The organism is Terrimonas sp. (assembly GCF_003075435.1).
Taxonomy (GTDB): domain Bacteria; phylum Bacteroidota; class Bacteroidia; order Chitinophagales; family Chitinophagaceae; genus Agriterribacter.
Genome location: NZ_QCZJ01000001.1, coordinates 378,862 through 397,935 on the forward strand (window position 1 = coordinate 378,862; position 19,074 = coordinate 397,935).

At 37.9% G+C, this 19,074-nt stretch carries 17 protein-coding genes and 1 pseudogene; 13 read left to right on the forward strand and 5 right to left on the reverse strand.

Annotation, left to right across the window (positions count from 1 at the left end; translation table 11 throughout):
* Positions 1-2 precede the first annotated feature (2 nt).
* The 4 genes from DC498_RS01475 to DC498_RS01485 all read right to left on the reverse strand — a co-directional run bounded on the left by DC498_RS01475 (position 3) and on the right by DC498_RS01485 (position 2,771).
* Positions 3-1,463: a Fic family protein gene (locus tag DC498_RS01475; protein WP_116872338.1), complete on the reverse strand. Its 1,461-nt coding sequence runs from the start codon at positions 1,461-1,463 to the stop codon at positions 3-5.
* A gap of 682 nt (positions 1,464-2,145) precedes the next feature.
* A complete protein-coding gene (locus tag DC498_RS26045; RefSeq protein ID WP_165813716.1) occupies positions 2,146-2,316 on the reverse strand; it encodes a hypothetical protein in 171 nt (56 codons plus the stop codon).
* A gap of 8 nt (positions 2,317-2,324) precedes the next feature.
* Entirely contained in the window at positions 2,325-2,471 is a 147-nt protein-coding gene (locus tag DC498_RS26350; RefSeq protein WP_206197500.1) for a hypothetical protein, read from the reverse strand.
* Positions 2,472-2,546: 75 nt separating this feature from the next.
* Positions 2,547-2,771, reverse strand: a complete 225-nt coding sequence (locus DC498_RS01485; protein ID WP_116872339.1) for a hypothetical protein — start codon at positions 2,769-2,771, stop codon at positions 2,547-2,549.
* 1,149 nt (positions 2,772-3,920) lie between these two features.
* Here DC498_RS01485 and DC498_RS01495 point away from each other — a divergent pair.
* Positions 3,921-5,261, forward strand: a complete 1,341-nt coding sequence (locus tag DC498_RS01495) for a Gfo/Idh/MocA family protein (protein ID WP_116872341.1) — start codon at positions 3,921-3,923, stop codon at positions 5,259-5,261.
* 140 nt (positions 5,262-5,401) lie between these two features.
* Here DC498_RS01495 and DC498_RS01500 read toward each other — a convergent pair whose 3' ends face one another.
* Entirely contained in the window at positions 5,402-6,283 is an 882-nt protein-coding gene (locus tag DC498_RS01500; RefSeq protein ID WP_116872575.1) for an alkaline phosphatase, read from the reverse strand.
* Positions 6,284-6,996: 713 nt separating this feature from the next.
* Between DC498_RS01500 and DC498_RS25950 the strand changes: the two genes are divergently transcribed.
* The 12 genes and pseudogenes from DC498_RS25950 to DC498_RS01555 all read left to right on the forward strand — a co-directional run bounded on the left by DC498_RS25950 (position 6,997) and on the right by DC498_RS01555 (position 19,022).
* On the forward strand, positions 6,997-7,266 hold the full coding sequence (locus tag DC498_RS25950; protein ID WP_133176729.1) for a hypothetical protein: 270 nt from the start codon (positions 6,997-6,999) through the stop codon (positions 7,264-7,266).
* Between the two features lie 52 nt (positions 7,267-7,318).
* A pseudogene (locus tag DC498_RS26710) lies at positions 7,319-7,441 on the forward strand (hypothetical protein); the annotation flags it as partial.
* 267 nt (positions 7,442-7,708) lie between these two features.
* Complete coding sequence (locus DC498_RS01510) at positions 7,709-8,410, forward strand: phospholipase D family protein (protein ID WP_116872343.1); 702 nt, start codon at positions 7,709-7,711, stop codon at positions 8,408-8,410.
* Positions 8,411-8,986: 576 nt separating this feature from the next.
* Entirely contained in the window at positions 8,987-10,054 is a 1,068-nt protein-coding gene (locus tag DC498_RS01515) for a DNA cytosine methyltransferase (RefSeq protein ID WP_116872344.1), read from the forward strand.
* Positions 10,055-10,057: 3 nt separating this feature from the next.
* A complete protein-coding gene (locus DC498_RS01520; RefSeq protein ID WP_116872345.1) occupies positions 10,058-11,122 on the forward strand; it encodes an HD domain-containing protein in 1,065 nt (354 codons plus the stop codon).
* Positions 11,112-12,863, forward strand: coding sequence for an ORC-CDC6 family AAA ATPase (locus tag DC498_RS01525; protein WP_116872346.1), 1,752 nt, complete (start codon positions 11,112-11,114; stop codon positions 12,861-12,863). Before DC498_RS01520 ends, DC498_RS01525 begins: the two co-directional genes overlap by 11 nt.
* Before the next feature lie 161 nt (positions 12,864-13,024).
* The gene (locus tag DC498_RS01530; RefSeq protein ID WP_133176730.1) at positions 13,025-13,759 is read left to right on the forward strand and encodes a hypothetical protein; all 735 of its coding nucleotides are present in this window, start codon (positions 13,025-13,027) and stop codon (positions 13,757-13,759) included.
* 297 nt (positions 13,760-14,056) lie between these two features.
* On the forward strand, positions 14,057-14,464 hold the full coding sequence (locus DC498_RS01535) for a very short patch repair endonuclease (RefSeq protein ID WP_116872348.1): 408 nt from the start codon (positions 14,057-14,059) through the stop codon (positions 14,462-14,464).
* Positions 14,465-14,469: 5 nt separating this feature from the next.
* Complete coding sequence (gene dcm / locus DC498_RS01540) at positions 14,470-15,690, forward strand: DNA (cytosine-5-)-methyltransferase (RefSeq protein WP_116872349.1); 1,221 nt, start codon at positions 14,470-14,472, stop codon at positions 15,688-15,690.
* A complete protein-coding gene (locus tag DC498_RS01545; RefSeq protein WP_116872350.1) occupies positions 15,656-16,972 on the forward strand; it encodes an MvaI/BcnI family restriction endonuclease in 1,317 nt (438 codons plus the stop codon). The genes dcm and DC498_RS01545 overlap by 35 nt, the downstream gene beginning before the upstream one ends.
* 502 nt (positions 16,973-17,474) lie before the next feature.
* The gene (locus DC498_RS01550) at positions 17,475-18,344 is read left to right on the forward strand and encodes a type II toxin-antitoxin system death-on-curing family toxin (protein ID WP_116872351.1); all 870 of its coding nucleotides are present in this window, start codon (positions 17,475-17,477) and stop codon (positions 18,342-18,344) included.
* 171 nt (positions 18,345-18,515) lie between these two features.
* On the forward strand, positions 18,516-19,022 hold the full coding sequence (locus tag DC498_RS01555) for a hypothetical protein (RefSeq protein ID WP_116872352.1): 507 nt from the start codon (positions 18,516-18,518) through the stop codon (positions 19,020-19,022).
* Positions 19,023-19,074: the final 52 nt, after the last annotated feature.

Genomic DNA, 19,074 nt, shown 5'->3' on the forward strand with positions numbered 1-19,074 from the left:
TGTTAAGCCTTATCATAAATAATCATAACATCAAAATCAAAGTTCTTTGAAGATCCTTCAAGTGTAATCGTTACCTCTATAGGAAACTCTTTTTTATAAGGATTTCCCTCCCATACTCCCGCCGGGATATTTATTGGTTGCTCTAATTCAAATACCGGCTGGTACTGATAAGGAGCGGCAATGAGTGCGACCGGTGGCGCTTCCACGGTAGCTGACCCGGCGCTTATACACTTTATCCTTATATGCAATCCATTCCTGGCAAGCACTGAGCCCCATTCACCGGGATGCTTCCATTCAAATAATGGTGTTAGTATAATCCTGGTGATCTCAATAAATGAGCCCTGGTGCTGTAGCATAAATTGTTTGCTTCTGTCTGTATCAGTAAAGCGCATCGCCTGATCTTTTTTAAGCACCCCGGTACCTTCAATAGTATAGTTCGTTCCTGCGCCCTTGCCGAATTGTATGAGTAATTTACTTACCACCATCTCAGCCAGCATTCGTTTTACAGTGGGTAAAGGAATATCAAGTTTACGGGCAATTTCTCCTGAGCGTGATCCCGGGTGATTTTCGATAAAGCTGTATATCATTTTCTCCCGTTGTGACAGCATGCTGGCTTTTTTCTGCACTTCCAGCTTAGCCATGAGTTGTTGTTGGATATTAAGCAGGCAATCAAAAAAAAATTCCACCCATGGAGCCACCTCCTCCCCGGGGCGGCTCCGCTGGCATTGCATCAGTACTTTATAATATTCACTTTTGCGGCTTTCAATTTCATGTTCAAAGCTTACGTACTGGATCCACGAATAGCCGTGTTTCAGCAGCAACAGCGTACCCAGCAGCCGGCTTAAACGACCATTACCATCCTGGAAAGGGTGGATGCTTAAAAACTCATATACAAACACAGCAGCTTTTATTAAAGGCAATGTTTTTGAATCCGAATAATACCATTCCACCAAACTGCTCATCGCATCTTGTGTAGCAAAGCCCGGGTCTGTTGTTTTAAAAATGATCCTTGTTGTTCCGTCTGCTTCCTTTGCCTGAACCATATTGCTTTGCTGCTTGTAGTCTCCTCTGTGCCAGCCATCTTTCCTGCTGTATTTCATTAAACCGTTGTGCAGGTGCTTCAGGTTCGTTTCAGTAATGGCTATATCCTGGTACGACCCGGAAATTAATTCAAGTGTTTCAAAGTAGCCGGCAACCTCCTGTTCATCCCGCTCCTCCAGCCTGGATATAGCCAGGTTTTTCAATAGTGATTCCACTTCCGCATCTGTCATTTGAGAACCTTCGATTCTTGTGGAAGCTCCTACGCTTCTTACTGTTGCAATGGCTTTTAGTTGCTTTAAGGTTTGACCTTCTCTTTTTTCTATCGTTGTCCAGGATGCATCAAAGCGGTCTAACTGGCTGATACGGTTAGACAGTAGCATCCAGTCCGGAGAAAAGGAAAACGCATATATTTTATCATTCATGTATGATTCGATTTGATACGTTAATATACGATTAATAATCCTACCAAAAAATAATTAATACGATTTGATGCGATTATATTCGATTATCAATCTAACTTTAGTACTGACTTCGGGATGTCCGGATAAATTGCGAGAGTAAATTTTCAGGGACATAGACCCATCCTTAGGTGCCAATGACAAACAGGAGAGTACATGTTGAACAGTAGTGCAAAATGTTGAACGATTGCACTACCGCTGAATGCTGCACAGCAATCATACCGACCCTAAACCGAAGGTCGGGAAGGCATCTGCTTCCCGCCAACATTCTTCTCCTGTATACACTACATTCTAACAGATTCCTCCTTCGTGCCAATGACGTATTTTCTAATCGACTATTTATCAATACTATAAATCCTCGTCATGGCCTTATTGATTTTGCACAGCAAATTTTTTAGTCGGAATACAGGCTGGAGAGCGTGTTGAACAACAGTAATTGGCAACTAATAAAATTTATTACCTGCCAAAAGTGAATCCAAAAAGATAGGTTTGGCAACCAATAACTAAAGTTGCCGGAGCCGGCTTTTGACCTTTTCAAACTTGCATTTATGATCTGTATTTCTCTTCGTATTTCTTTTTGTATGAAATACTGATACTATTGTAACTATTTTTTCTTCCTGGCTATTTTATAAATCAGTATAAGTCATCATTTCGAAGTGCGCTTTTTCTTCAGCCTGGCAATATCTTTATCTATGTCTGCCATAGAATAACCCTTTTCCTTACCGCTATCCCATGCTTCATACCTTTTTTGAAGGTCATCAACAATGAACTTATCATTCCACCACTTTAGCTTTTTAGTAATAGTGTCTTTAAGCATTATACCTCTTAAAAGAAATCAGATAATTGATTGAGTTCTATTTTTCTAACTTCAAAAAATACACCGTTCAAATGATCAAAATCACTATCGGTTGTTACAAGTTGCAGATCAAGTAACCCGGCAAGCGATGCTATCCAAAGGTCGTTTTTACCCATATTTCTGGGTGTAAGAAAATTATATTCTCCAAATAACGGGTTACGCCTTTGTGTCAAAAAGCAAATGCATACCCGTCATTTATTTTGCTCCAATTGCTTCAATGCTTCTTTCCACTCTTCTTCATTAAAAGGTTCTATCTCCGGGCTTGCTTCCAGGGCTTCAATCAATTTTTCATTGTTTTGTCCTTTCTTTTTGCCGAAAGCGGTAGTGCCGCCGGCAGCCCATATTTCTTCCGGGGAATATGATTTCCGGTCTCTGAACCCGGAAGCTTGCATATTATTTTTTATACCTGATCCCATTACATCCTCCTTTTTTTATTAAAATTCAAAACCCTCCTGCTGCACCGGTCATAAAGCTGTGTATAGAAATTTTTTCCACTTACTGCTTCCTGCTCATAAATTTACTTACAATTTAATGAATATTGCAACTGTTATCCTTATTTTCCTTTTAATGCCAGCACCACAAATCAAAAAGTAAGTAGGGATTTCATTCCCTTCGCCGGGCTTTGCGGTGGGATCGCAAAGACTGTGAGCGGTTGTAAGTATTCCGGGAGGCCAAGTTATCAGCAAACGCATCAGGGTGCTGTTGCGGAATTCATAGTAGTACAAAAGCTCAATCAAAGCTCCCCCGGAAACATGAAGTTTCACGCAAAGCACGCAGGGGAGCAACGGACGCAAAGGAACTGTGACTGAGTTTAATCAGCATTTTGCACCTACGCCGGCAGTAGCATTCCAATAGCTGAAGTCACAGTAGTACAAAAGCTCAATCAGGGCTCCTTCCGGAAACATGGGGGTAATATGTTTCCGGGGTCTTTTTTTGGTACTTTTTTGGACAAGCAAAAAAGTACAGAAGAAACATCATTGTTTTTGAAGCCGATCCTTCAAAACCCCTGCTACATGATTCACCTCCCTCACATCCACCAGGTGGGCCGCCTCCAGCAGCTTCACCAGCAGGAAGTAAGCTGCCATTATATTAATGCTATGCCTTCCCCTGCTGTGCAACAGCGCCGATCCCACCAGTTTTTCCCAATGCTGTATCCATTGCTGCAGTGGCAGGAATACAAAAAATTGCCTGAATGCCCGGTAGGGATCACCAAACTCTTTTTTAGAAAGGCAGTGCGGAAGATCACTCCACTCCCCCGAGTTGGCATAGAGACTGCGATAGTACCCCCGGGGTTCATAAGATCACCCTCCGTAATATGGATAGAGCTGCGATGTAAAGTTTATGATGATTCTTATGCTTAAGGAAGCGACATCGAATATACATTGGTGAAATTCAGTAAGCCTGATTCAATCGCTATGCGAGGTGTCTTCGCCTCGTATGCGTATATTATCGCCTCCTGGCGACGTTCTTGGCATTTTCTCCGGTTTAGTAACACTGCATACAAAAGTTTAGTTACTTTGGCAATACTTTGCCATTTTCTATACAATTCGATTTAAAAAGGACTAATGAAAAGAAAAGAATTTATACAAACCACAGCCGCAGGGGCGCTGGCTTTTTTATTGCCATTTCCATCCTCTGCATCCGGTGCTAAAAAAAAATTAAGAATAGCCCAGGTGGGACTTGGTTCAATGGGTTTAAATGATCTGAAAGACATCGCTTCTCACCCCGCAGTAGAAGTAGTGGCGCTTTGCGATGTGGATATGAATAAAATAAATGCCGTTAAAGCAACGTATGCAAACGCCAAAATATTTACAGACTACCGGGAAATGTTCAAAAACATAGCCAACGAAATTGACGCTGTTGTGGTATCAACACCTGATCATGCACATGCGCCGGTTTCCTTACTGGCAATGGAGATGAATAAGAATGTGTATTGCCAGAAACCACTCACACATTACATTTCAGAAGCGAGGAAGATGGAAGCTGTGGCTGCGCAAAAAAAGCTGGTAACTCAAATGGGTATCCAGGTGCATTCTTTTTACGATTATAAGTTAGCTACTATACTTATTCAGAAAGGCATTATCGGAAAAGTGAAAAAGGTGATTGCCTGGTCGCCTAAAGTTTGGGGTTATGATGGCCCAGAACCAGAGGGAAGCGACTCAGTGCCTGAGGGAGTAGACTGGAACCTTTGGTTAGGGACTGCTAAACAAAGACCTTATAAAGAAGGATTTTATCTTAACGGCAATTGGAGAAAATGTATTGACTACGGTTGCGGCACATTAGGCGATATGGGCGTGCATATTTTTGATACACCCTATAATGCTTTACAGTTGGGTGTTCCGTTAACGGTGAAAAATGAGTGCCGCGAACCGAATAGCTTTGGACATGCTGAAAAAAACCATGTAACCTATGTTTTTCCGGGAACAAAATATACAGCAAAAACACTTGAATGGGTTTGGTATGACGGACAAGGTGCGCCGGAGTTGCAGGAAGAACTGAAGCTGCCCAACGATGAAAAGTTGCCTGACCAGGGCGCTATGTTTATTGGAGAAAACGGGCAACGCTTATTGCTCCCCCACTTCATGGAGCTTCCAAGATTGATTGTTGACAATGCTTATCAACTCATCGACATCAAAAAATTCGATGCTAAAAGTGAAGCCGGTAAACCAACAGTAAGTTATGATGTGGAGGGTCAAAAGCACTATCACCAGTTTGTAGATACCTGTCTTGGCAAGGCAAAATGCAGTGCGCCATTTTCTTATGCAGCAAAGCTTACAGAAGTAATTTTGCTGGGTGTGATCGCAGCGCGCTTCCCTAACCAAATATTAAACTGGGATGGTGCAAACGCACGCTTTAAAGAAGATGAAGCCAATAAATATTTGATCGGGGAATACAGGAGTTTTTAGTAACGACTTGTAAGCTTTTTTGATAGTATCATTATTCTATTTCTCAATCGCCGGGGCACGTGCCTTGAAAACGGTACATTTATTTAAGAAAAAGTGTTTCGCGAGACGCGAACCACGGCGCCAGAATTACCGCCACACTTCTAAAATGCTTCTTTCACCGGCAGCCCGCGCCAACTTGCTGGCATTTTCAATCCAAGCAGCCAGGCAATGGTTGCGCCGGTATCATACGTTATAATGGGGGTTTGCAGTTCCTTGTTCTTCTTTACTCCCCTGCCATACAATATCCAGGGTATTAACACTTCATCCAACGATTTACCGCCATGCCCTTTATGAATGCCACCATGATCGGCCGTTACAATAATAACTGTTTCATCAGCAATGCCCGCCTCAGTTACCACGGCCACTATTCTGCCGATACGGGCATCCACCTTCTTTAACTCCTCATAATATTCCTTTGTGCGATGCCCTATATTATGTCCAACACCATCAGGTTCATCAAGGTGAATGAAAGTGAGCACAGGTTTTTGGCTGATGATAACAACAACCGCCGTATCTACGCAAACATCATCCTTATTATTTCCCGCAAACCTGAAATCGGTAGCGCCCTTTTCCACCAGCGGGTCAATACCCTGCCAGCTAAATATAAGCGCTGTTGACGCGGAAGGTTTCTGCATTTTCAGCAGGCTGAAAACAGAAGGAAATATTCCTCCCGGTGTTGTATCGGCAGAAGGTATTTCCGGTACCACGCTGTTCCATTCCGTATAACCGTGCATGGTTGGTCCCGCCCCCATCAGTATAGAAGCCCAGTTTACCGCGCTGGAAGACGGAAGCACAGCACGCGCTTTTAACGACCATGCGCCGTTCTGCATCAGCTTTTTTAATTCGGGCATATCGGCATGAGGCACGGCGTAGGCGCCAAAACCGTCGCAGCCTATTAATACCACATGCCTGATTTTTGACGGCTGTGCACAAAGCTGAAAGCAGCACCCGATAGCAATAAGAAATGAAAAGCGTTTATACATTGTAGTGTTAAGTTTAATTGTGAGAAGATAAGCGATAAATGTGAGAATCTCACATTTGGCAGGACTGCTGCAAATGGCAGTAAATATGAGGCTGCATACAACGGTATGCAACAAAATAGCGGTGTATTATACAGCCCCTGCCCGGTATCTTACCTGCCCGGGTAATAAAGGGAATTGTTATAGCTGCTGCCGTACACAATCACCAGGCTGAATGAGTGGTGTATTATTATTTTTGGGTAGCCGGCAGTTGGATTTCTATTAGGCTTTTCTTGCGTCGCACTCTTGTACGTTCGGTTCATTATTCAGCATATGCATTGCACCGCGGCCTGTCATTCCGACCCAAGGAGGAATCTGCACCAAGCGTAATTCCATAACGCTTTTGCAACCAGACTTTAAAATAAATGACATTATTCAACGATCCACTATTCACGACTCCTATGGAGGAAGTCGCCAGTCTGGAATTTCCGTTTCTGCTACCCAGCCTTACATTTTCATTTTTTCAGGTACTACCGGCCATAAACATGGTTACAAAGATCAATGAGAAAACGAGAGCGTATTTTCTTATACCGGAGAAGGCCAAACAGGGAATATGAATTTTGTGAAGGGGAATTTAGCTTTATTGGAACATAAGAAAAACAATAAAAGCATTTTTCTTTTTGAATATGTTGCAAAAGGATTTGTACAATATAAAGGAGAGCTGGAGTTAATTGATTATGGCTTTTTCACGGGGCCGGCACCGGGAAGGAAAAGAAAGAAACGCGATTAAATTCTTTTTTAAGAAAAAGGGAATAACGCTTAGCTACCGGGAAGATTTCCAGGAATTGATTATGGAAGATCCACCTGCCGAATATGGCACTCAAATTCCAAACGAAACTGAGCGCAAAGGATTGGTTACATCCCGAATAGGGCAGGGAGCTTACCGCAAAAGTGTATTACACCGTTGGAAGTTTGCGTGCGCTGTAACTGGTTATACAAAGCATTAAATTTTAATTGCTTCTCACATTGTAACATAGCGCTTTTGCCAACAATAATGAAAGATCAGATGTGCACAATGGTATATTACGCTCACCTGCTTACGATGCATTGTTTGATCAGCATCTGATCAGTTTTGAAAACAATGGTAAAAATTATTTTATCAGACACTCTCAAGGAAAGTGACTATTATAGAATAGACATTAGTGGAAGGAAAATGATCAAAAACCTGTCACTGGAAAATCACGACTATCTAAGCCGACACAGGCAGGAGATGAGGTTGGTATAGATAACTCGTCATTTACCGATAAGGAGCGAAAACCTCTTTCGTACTTAATCCTACCAAAAATTTATAATTAAGTGATTTTTATATAATTGTACTTTAAGTACATTCTATCGACAATACTCGCGTGCTTAAGTCGTTAATTATATCAACCCCTTATTATTGTATTTATGGCAGAATTTCTAACTACTCGAGAGACAGTTGCCAAAATTGAAGATATCATTCGGAACGCTCAATCTACATTAGTATTAATCTCGCCTTACTGGCAGCTATCCGAAAATTGGTTTGTTCGTATTAGCGATGCAGCTAAAAGAAATACGCCAGTAACTATTTTAATTGGCAAAGATTCTAAGCCTGAATGCGTAGGCAATTTACTTTTACTAAAAAATATTGCCATTAAACACCTGAAGAACTTACATGCGAAATGTTATTTTAACCAAGATAGCATGGTCATCAGCTCCATGAATATGTATGAGTTCTCTGAGAAGAACCGAGAAATGGGCATATATATCAGACGAGATACAGACAAACAATTATTTGAGGTTGCAAAAAAGGAAGCAGAACATTTTTTTCAACATGCAACACCTCTTTCATCGTTGCAATCAGAAGATTCAATCAATTTCACTGCAAAAATTCCAAGTATTGGAATGTATGTAAAAAAAGACGGTGTTTGCATAAGGTGTAGTAATAATCTAAAATACAATCCTGAAAAACCTTTATGTACTAACTGTTATAATGCGTGGTCAAAATGGAAAGATGGGCTATACCCCGAGAAATATTGCCACTCCTGCGGAAAGAAAGCAGATACAAGCATAGCATATCCAGAATGTTATAGCTGCTACAAATCAAACTCTAAAATGATTGCCGGTTAGTAAGATATTTTTTTAAAACCCCTATGCAGGCAGTCCATTAGTAATCTCCTGCTAACTCTATCTATACCAATAAAATCTTTGATATTTCCAAAAAACATCTTACCTTAAAGCATACTTATAATCCTTCAATCTTTTGACTGCCTGCCGCTACCCGAACCCAATTCAAAAAATATAAGTGACTTTGTAACTGTGCTCCAAATGTAAGCTGGAGTAGCAATGCCTCTTTGTATATTCGTTTTTGAGCAAATGCAGGAGAGTGTTACAAAAAGAGCTTTTATAGTTTCTCAACCGCACGAGCCTTGAAAGCGACACATTTATTTATTTAAGAAGAAGTGTTTCGTGAGACACGAACCACGGGGGATGTTGAGACGTTATCTAAAATTACTAAGGATACTTGAGACGGATTTGGGGGTAAGTTGTTGCTAAAAGTCAAAATGAAGTTTTATTTACACAGAATGAATAATGGAATTAATAGGATAAGCCGAATATTGTGAAATGATATATATAATACTGATTATCAATTATTTTAGATAATTTATCAACATGAGTGCATAACTTATATTTTTGCATTCGTTTATGAATAATAAAAAAATGCAGGCTGTTGATTTATTTTCGGGAGCAGGCGGCATGTCTGAAGGCGCAATTGCTGCAGGTATAGATGTAAGACTTGCCGTTGAAAAGGATCGATTTGCAGGAATTACCTTTCAAGCAAACCATCCCAATACGGTTCTCTTCAATGATGATATAAGAAAGCTGGATTTAGATCAAAGCATTTTCGATAATGCTCATTTAAAAGTTTTATTTGGAGGCCCTCCTTGTCAAGGATTTTCTACATCAAATCAAAAAACTCGAAATAAAACAAATAATGAAAACTGGCTTTTTAAAGAATATATAAGAATTGCCCGAATTTTAAAACCAGACTGGATAATTGTTGAAAATGTAAAAGGACTTGTAGAAACAGAATCTGGATTTTTTTTTGAAGCGATAAATAAAGAATTAAAAAAGCTGGGATACAACTCTAGTTTCGCGATTTTGAATGCAGCTGATTTTGGGGTACCCCAAGTAAGAAATAGAGTGTTCATCGTCGGTTCGCTACATGGAATAAGTTTTAAATTTCCTAAGCCTACTGTTTCAAAATATTTAACGGTAAAGGAAGCGTTGTCAGATCTTCCTGCTCTTCCCAATGGAGCAGATTTCGATGAACTTGACTATAGATGTGATACCGAAACAAAGTATCAAAAAGTGATGCGAGGCACAGAAAAAACATCTCGCAATAATTTAGTGACACGAAATAACAATCTCGTACTTAAACGATATCAGCATATCCCTGAAGGAGGTAATTGGGAAAATATTCCTGCAAGGTTAATGAAGAATTATAAAGATCACACACGTTGCCATACAGGTATATATTTTAGGCTGAAACAAAACGAGCCTTCTGTAGTTATAGGAAATTATAGAAAAAATATGCTTATTCATCCTATTGAGAACAGAGGCTTAAGTGTTAGAGAGGCAGCTAGACTACAATCTTTCCCAGATAAATTTCGTTTTTTCGGAAGTATTGGGTTTCAACAACAACAAGTTGGAAATTCCGTACCTCCTCTACTAGCAAAAGCGATCTTCGAACAATTAAAGAATCAAAGCTGAGATATGTCTTGGACTAAACAGAAAATTGAATCAAAACTACACGAAAAACTAAGTAAAGATTTCCTGGAATCTCCTTCTGATGTTGATAAATTTTATGGATACTACACAAGCGCACGAGACTTGTTGATATCAGATAATATATATAAAGACATCAAGTTTATTCAAAAAGATCTGTCAGATCATGGTGAAGATCATATTATGGATGTAATGAGATATGCAGAAAAATTGCTTGGGAATGAAATTGAAGACTTACACGCTATCCAAATTTACTTTATATGTATGCTAATACTCTTCCATGATGTAGGTAATCTGACTGTTGATAGAATGAGGCATCATGAGCAAGACGTGATCAGAGAAATATATGACTATATAAGGGGTAGAAAGAGAGAATTCGATGAAGAGAGAATATTAGTTCCAGAAGTTGCCAGTAAGCACTCTGGAACAGCAAGCGATGGTTCAAAGGATACAATAAATGAGTTGTCAATATTGCCACCACATTTATTTGGTTGCGAAATTTACTCAAAAAAAAGTGCGGCTCTTTTGCGATTTGCTGATGAATTGGCGGAAGGTCCACACAGAACATCTATTTTTATGAATAAATATTATAATTATCCGTATTCCCAAAATTCAATTATATACCATAAATACGCCGAAATCACTAAGACTAACGTTGACAGGCAAAATGAGCGAATTTGTTTAACATATAATTTTTCGATCCAAGCAAACAAGGGAGTCATTTCCGAGAAAACTCATGTCGAATTTATTGATCTTTTCCGATTTACAATTGGAAGAATGTTAAAACTTGAAGCGGAAAGGAAGTATTGTAAATATTATTGTGATTGGCTAAGTCCTTTCAAAAAAACACATGTCACCTTTAATTTTCTTATAGAAAACATAGACGATGAAAGATCCAAAGCGATAAGGATAGATCCGGGTATTTCTGAATTATTCCTTGATGACCTAACTCTACCTGTTGGAGAGAATCCAGATAAATTTTTTTCCCATAATAATAAATACTCTCCCGAGGAAGTATACAATTCTATAAAAATTGAATTTAATGGAAAATAAACTACCCATAAATCCATTTGAGTTTGAGGCTGCTGTAAATTTTGCTACAGATGAACTCATTGAATACTTTGTTGAAGATCATAATTATTCCAGGTTTATCCAATCTAGTAGAAATATTTTCATAGTAGGCGAAAGGGGATGTGGTAAATCCATGACCCTTTTATATAATTCGTATCAAAAGCAATTGAGAAAGGCTGAAAAAGAAAATAAAGAATTTGATTATTCAAAAATAGGAATATATATACCATGTACAAACGTTCTTTTTTTCAAAAAAGAATACGAACTTGTAAATAATGATTTCAAGGTATCTGTTCTTTCGGAGCATTTTTTTGTTCTATCCATTGCACACGAGATGGTGAATGTTTTGTCACTAATTCCAAACCTTTTCGATACACAAAAGGAAGAAGAAATACGATCAGATCTAAAATATATTCTAAATATTGATGTGCCGAATGGAGCGCCGATTTTTAAAGGGCTAGTTAAGTATTTTCAGAAGCTTAGTAATGAAACTCAAAATGAAATAAATAATTCCGATGGCTCATTCAGTGAAAAGTGCGTTTCTTTTTTTTCATTGATAATTCCTCTAATAAGAATAGTAAAAAGTATTGAACATTTGAATAGGTTACATTTTTTATTTCTTATTGACGATGCACATGATTTAAACTCTTATCAAGTGAAAGTTTTAAATTCATGGATAGCCTATAGAGACCATACTGACTTTAGCTTTAAAGTAGCAGTGGCTAAGGTTAGACCACATATGTATATTACTGCGACCGGAAGTTCAATTATTGAAGGACATGACTTTCTTAAAATAGATATGGAGAAACCTTATCAAAACAAGTTCTCTGATTTTGGGCTTTGGGCAAAAGACATTGTTAAGCGAAGACTTGAAAAATTTGGAGCAAACAATACAGATGTTTACACTTTCTTTCCGATAAATCCTAAAGTTGAATCTGATTTTATTTCTGCCGAACAAGTTATAAGAAAGAGAGCAGAGGAACTATATAAAAATCAAGATAATGCTGCAAAAAAGATTAATGATTATGTTTATAAATATGCCAGAGCAGAATATTTTAGAACTCGCTCATCTAAAGCGAATTTACCTCAGTACTCCGGATGGGAAACCATTGTTCATCTTTCAACAGGAGTTGTTCGAAACTTACTTCAGCCATGCTATTGGATGTTCGATAAAGAAGTTTCCAAATTAAATGATGAGAATAAAGATCCAAAAGCGATATCAAGTATTCGTCCTAGCTATCAAGATGAGGTGATTAAAGAACAGAGTAATCAGTTATGGAATAAAATAGAAAATGATTTGTTTAATAATATTGATAATTGTTCAACCAAACAAGGTGCAGAAATTAAGAATTTATTTGAACAGATAACATTACTATTTAAAGAACGGCTCCTAAATGAAAACTCTTCAGAACCAAGGGCTATTACTTTTTCCATATCTGCTTGGAGCGACCTAACGAAAGAACAGTCTGCAGAAATGGATGAATGGATAAGAATCTCTAGAGAAGCATTAATTCTCTATGATAGGAAATCATCCGCAAAAGAATTTGGCGAAAAGGAGACAATTTATATACCTAATAGAATATTGTTCCCTAGTAGGGGGCTCGATGTAATAGGCCAGCATTCAAGGGTTTCTATTAAAGCTAAAGAGCTTTATGATGCAGCAACCAAGAACAAAAAAATAAACGCCAAAGAAGTCACACAGCAAACTTTATTTGATTTATGAAATACGTTATAATTTCAGTCCTCAGTTGGGAGGAGCGGTTTATACAAGGGTTAAAACAAAATATATCAAATCACCCCGGGAGCATGCTTCTGATGTTCAAATATAATAATCCGCTTACCCACGAGTGGAAGAAAGCGAACTTGGAAGAAACTAGGAGCCTCATGGAGGGAAAGCTGGTTGAGGTTGAAATTGATCCAGCAAAACCGTATGAAAATTGGTTTATTTTTCGAGACCGTATTGTTAGTAACTGTAAAAATTCTATCGTTCTGGTAGATATTACAACTATGACGCGTGAAGCTATATGGCTGACATTATATAATTGCAGACTTGTCTCTTCTGAAACTCATTTTATTTATTTTAGACCTCAAGGATATACCACTGAATGGATAAGCCGAGATCCAGGAAAACCACGTTTGCTATACAAAATGTCAGGAATTGCTCAATTAGGACTTCCCACATTACTAATTGTCACTGGAGGCTACGATATACAACGTTTAGACAGCCTCATTTATAACTTTGAACCAAAAACAACTATTTTATATTTTCAGGATAGCGAAAATGAGCGTAACCGTGATATAGTTGAGAAGTGTCAAGAATTATTTAAATCTAAGTACAATGTAAGATTGATATATAAATATAATCCTTATGACATTCAAAAATCGTATAATCAAATTGTTGAAAAACTGTCAGAAATTGAAATTGGTACCAATGGAACTTATTTTGACAATTATAATATTATTTTGAACTCTCTTGGAGCAAAGACCTCAGCATTAACATTGTTTAAATTGTGGCTTAATTATCCGCAGCTTGCGTTAAGTTATATACCCTCTAAAGAGTATAATAAGGAATATTCATATGGAACAGGTGAAGCATATTTCGGTAAAGTAGAAGAATAGGCATGCTTCACAATATTCATTATCCTTAGTTGTTCCTGTAATGGCTTTGCAAGTAGTTATTAGCTTTATTTATATAATGCCATTCTATGAAGCCCTTATATAGTTAGCCATAGGATTCGAAAAAGGTCAAACCTATAAGCTTTGCAGGCGATTTTATCTGAGGACTTCAATAATATTTTGGCATTGCATTTCTCGTACTTGTACAGCTTATCCAATATTTATCCTTCCTGCAAACTCCAACCCAGAAAAGAGCCGCAATTTTACCAACACACCCAGCCATTTGACTAATTTTACGAGATGGACGTATTAACCAAAGAACAGAGACGGAAAAATATGCAGGCCATTCGCAGCAAAGAGACAAAGGACGAAGTTCTTTTGGCTAAAGCCCTTTGGCAACGAGGGCACCGTTACCGAAAAAATGATAAGACTGTTTTTGGCAAGCCTGATCTGACTTTTAAGCGATATAAGCTTGCCATCTTCGTAGACAGTGAATATTTTCACGGAAAAGACTGGGATACTGAAAAACACCGTATTCAGACCAATCGGGACTTTTGGTGGGCTAAAATTGAGGGTAATATGAAGAGGGACAGTCGGGTAAATGAAGAACTTGTGAAAACGGGGTGGAAAGTTTTACGGTTTTGGAGTAAAGAAATACGAAAAAATTTAGCAAATTGCATAAATAAAATTGAAGAAAATTTAATATAGTACGAATGGCGACTTATAGTAAAATAAAGGAGAAACTTAATATAAATGTGGACAAGCACTTAAATGACGGCTTTGCCCACCTGACCCATTATTGGCAGAACCACAAAAATGGCGTTTCTCAATATTTCAAGCCATCTGCAAAAGAGTATCTGTTCGAGGAGATTCTATCTGTTGTTGAAGAACCTGAACAACTTTATATCCCGTTAAAATTTGATGTGCCATTTCCGCCTAAAGTAAACCCTAAGTTCAAATTTATTGACCTTTTTGCAGGTATTGGCGGTATCCGCCTGGCGTATCAAAATTTAGGAGGCAAATGCGTTTTTACAAGCGAATGGAACAACTTTGCCAAGAAAACTTACGAAGCTAATTTTGGAGAAGTGCCGTTCGGCGACATTACCAAAATCAGCGAAAAAGCAATTCCCGACCATGACGTTCTATTGGCAGGCTTTCCCTGCCAGCCGTTTTCAATAGCAGGTGTTTCAAAGAAAAACGCATTAGGGAAAAAACACGGCTTTTTGGATGAAACGCAGGGAACATTATTTTTTGATATCGCAAGAATTTTGGAACATAAAAAGCCAAAGGCTTTTATGTTGGAAAATGTCAAAAACCTTGTTTCACACGACAAAGGCAACACATTTAAAGTTATTAAAAATACGTTGACAGAGTTAGGTTATTCAATCCATTATCAGGTTTTGGACGGTAAACATTTTGTGCCTCAGCATCGTGAAAGGATAATAGTCGTAGGTTTCAGAAATAACATCTTCAAGGGCAAAGAAAACTTTCAATTTCCCAAACTTCCAGACCCAACCGCAAAAATTAAAGACATCCTTGAAGAAGAAATAGAAACTAAATACACCTTGACCGATAAACTTTGGGACTACTTACAAAACTACGCTGCAAAGCATAAGGCACAAGGCAACGGGTTTGGGTTCGGGATGACAGATTTAAACGGAATTTCAAGAACAATTTCTGCACGTTATTACAAAGACGGCTCGGAAATTCTGATACCGCAGCATGGTATCAACCCAAGACGACTGACACCAAGAGAATGTGCAAGATTACAAGGCTTCCCGGACGAGTTTGTTATTCCCGTTTCAGACAATCAGGCTTACAGACAATTTGGAAATTCCGTAACTGTTCCTCTTATTCAGGCTGTGGGCAAACAATTAGTAAAATCATTATTAGCAATAGATGAATCTGCAAAATCTCAAAAAGCTATTTGCTGATTATGGCTGCCAGAAAATTTATGTAAAAAAACTTTCACCCAACGATAACTCTAAAAATCAGGTTTATTTAGGTGGTAGTTTTGAGATATTGAATATTCTGCCAATCGCTGAAATCAAAACGGAAGAAGCGGGCGATTGGAACAGAGAGCGTTTTAAAGCATCAATCAAATTTTCGTGGATTGGTGATGATGGAAATATTTATCCGGCCCCTAACTCACAACTGATACTTTATCCGAAATATCCCGAAGTAAGATTCTCAGGCTTTTTAGCCAAGTGTGAAAATCCGCCTTCATATCTAATGACACGGCGTTTAGCTGACAGATTATTGTTTTTAAGCGTTTCTAAAGCAGGAATTATATTAGGTTATGTTGTTGCACCAGATTCTGAAATGGCACAGGAGTTTAACTGCATTATAGCTGATGATGAAGTTGGTGTTTTCAAAGTTATTGAACTTCCACAAGCTGTAAACAACAAAGAGAAGTTGCTTGTAGAGCTTTACCGCATTTATCAATTGAATTGGATTACGTCCAAAAGGTTAGATAGGAATGGAAATATTTTACCATGCATTTCTTCAAATTGCGGTGGTTACACTTTAGAAGCTGAATTAGGGATTACACCAAACGGGTACTCTGAACCTGATTATTTAGGCTGGGAAGTAAAACAATTTGGTGTTAAAAACTTCGACCGTATTACTACCTCGGTTATTACGCTAATGACGCCCGAGCCTACAGAAGGAATTTACAAAACGCAGGGAATAGAGGTATTTCTAAATAAATACGGCTATTTTGACAAAACAGGCAGAGAGGATCGAATAAACTTTGGTGGCGTTCACAAAGTAGGATTGCGGCACTCTTTAACAAACCTTGAGCTGCAACTGATTGGCTTTGACAATGCAAGTGGCAAAATCAGAAATTCAAATGGCCGTATTGTATTGGTTGACAATCAGGGCAACGAAGCTGCAGCCTGGAGTTTTGCATCACTTCTTTTACATTGGAACAGAAAACACAATCAGGCCTGCTACGTTCCATCACTATCAAACAAGATAAACGAACGACAATACAAGTACGGGAACAAAGTTATTTTAGGTACAGGAACAGACTTTCAGCTTTTCCTAAAGCAAATGGCAATAGGAAATATTTATTACGATCCTGGCATAAAAATGGAAAATCTTTCAATTAAGCCAAAGGTTAAGAGGCGAAGCCAGTTCAGGATCAGATCACTATATTTACGTAATCTGTATAATAACAGTGAAATCGTAACTCTATCCCAAACCAACGTATAAGCAGACTCATTACGGCATACAAAAACTAACACACAAATCGTACAAAAGATCCTAGCCCTTTGTACTGATATATGTTTAGCTAGCAACAATGCAGAAAATATGGTCTGCCACAATTAAGTATTTGATATTATCAAAAAACATCTTATCTTGAAACACGCTTAATCCTTCAATCTTTTGACAGCCTGCCACTACCCGAACCCAATTTTAAAAATTTTAGTGGTTAGAAACATGCGCCAGTATTAGCTGAAACTGTGATGTCTTTGTATGTGCCTGATCTTATAGGAAACTGCAAAAATGAAGCATGCGGTTGGAAGCGGTGAAGCTATTCTGATTACTCGTATACAAACGCTTAGAAACATCTAAATACGGATACAGAGATTGTATTGGCGATATAAACCAATGTAAAATGTATACCCTAAATGCTTTTTTAGTACTTTGTAATTTTAATTATTTCGTGTAATAGCATGAATATAAACGTTGTGCGTCACTATAAAAAACTTCCATGTTCGACAGTCAAATAATTCAGCAAGAGTTTGAAAGAAATCTAGCCTTAATCGAAGACGACCCCTTTGATTCTGAAAAAATGATTTCTTATAAAGAAATTTTAAAAGCTCATTTCTTAATAATTGACTTCTTTTCATCAAACACAGAAAGTATCACTTATGGTGTAAAGGACTTTAATTTGTTAGGTTCAACATTGGGACGTCAACTTGCCGGTTATGGAGGCTTTCAAAAATGGAAAAAGCCAGAGGAGATTTGCGCGACCCTATTCTATGGTATTGTAAAGAACCACGCATTCCATGATGCAAACAAGCGAACAGGACTTCTGACATTAATATATCACTTGTTAAAGTATGGACGTACTATTGATACTCAGCAAAAAGAATTTGAAAAACTTGCTTTGTGCGTTGCCGCTGACCGATTAACAGATTTCAAAAATTTCAAAGAAAGGAGATATCAGAAATTAGAAGATAAGGAAATTATTTTTATTTCAGATTTTATAAGACGCAATACAAGAGAAATTGAAAAAAAATATTATCCGGTTACATATCAAGAATTCGACAAGTTATTAAAGAGGCAAGGATTTCACTTTGAAATTTCAAATGAAGGGTTTGTCGATGTTGTTGGAGAAGCTACCCAAAAGAAGTTTTTTGGATTAATTGAACAGAGATATCAAAAAAGGTATATTCAAGTCGGCTTCCCTGGTTGGAAAAGACAAATCAATCCAAAAGCAGTAAAAGAAATTTTAAAAGCCACTGGATTGACGGCTGAAAATGGAATTGATTCGAAAGTATTTTTTTGGGATGCTGAACCATTGACGGGTCTAATTGATCAATATAAGAATCCGTTAATTAGGCTGAAAGACAAATAGCAAACGCATAACATTTTCCATACTGATGGGCGTTTTCACACACCAGTAAAAAAGTAAAATCAATCAGACCTGCAGTGTTTTCTAAAGAGATTACTGTAAAAAGAATTATACGACTAAAAAACAATAACCAGCTCACAGCATTCAGTTGTTAATAATTCCAAAACTCAATACATGATACAGCCTGAAGATATATTTAAAAAAAAAGATTTCGTTGACTCCACATACTCATATAAACTCGCAAGGGTTTATATAAGTGAAAAATATAAGGAAATACTTTTTGTTCCTATGGGGAAAGTGAATGAGGGTACCTATATGGAAACATTTGAAATAATAAGAGATCAATGGCCTTGTGATTTTGGAGAAATGGAAATTAATCTCGAAAACATGCTGAATAAATATAATCCCCAAATGGAGAGACATGAGGATTTTTGGCCTGCATATAAAGCAAGTAAGGCAAAATCTCGAAAAGCGTTTACTGAACATTATATACTGCTACGGCTTGAATCTGATTATAAAAATAGCTATGGCGAAGGTGAAGCAGAAAGAATAAATGTTAGGGCCCAGGCTAGTCCGCTTGAAACAAGTTATTATCTTATTGCACAAAAGCACTTAATAGACACTAATTTAGCACAAGCAGTAATTGATATTTTTAATGCATGTATGAAAATTCGATCTTAAGTTTTTTCTAACGGGCGCTTCGCACCCGGCGGTGAGAAGTTTTCCAATTATT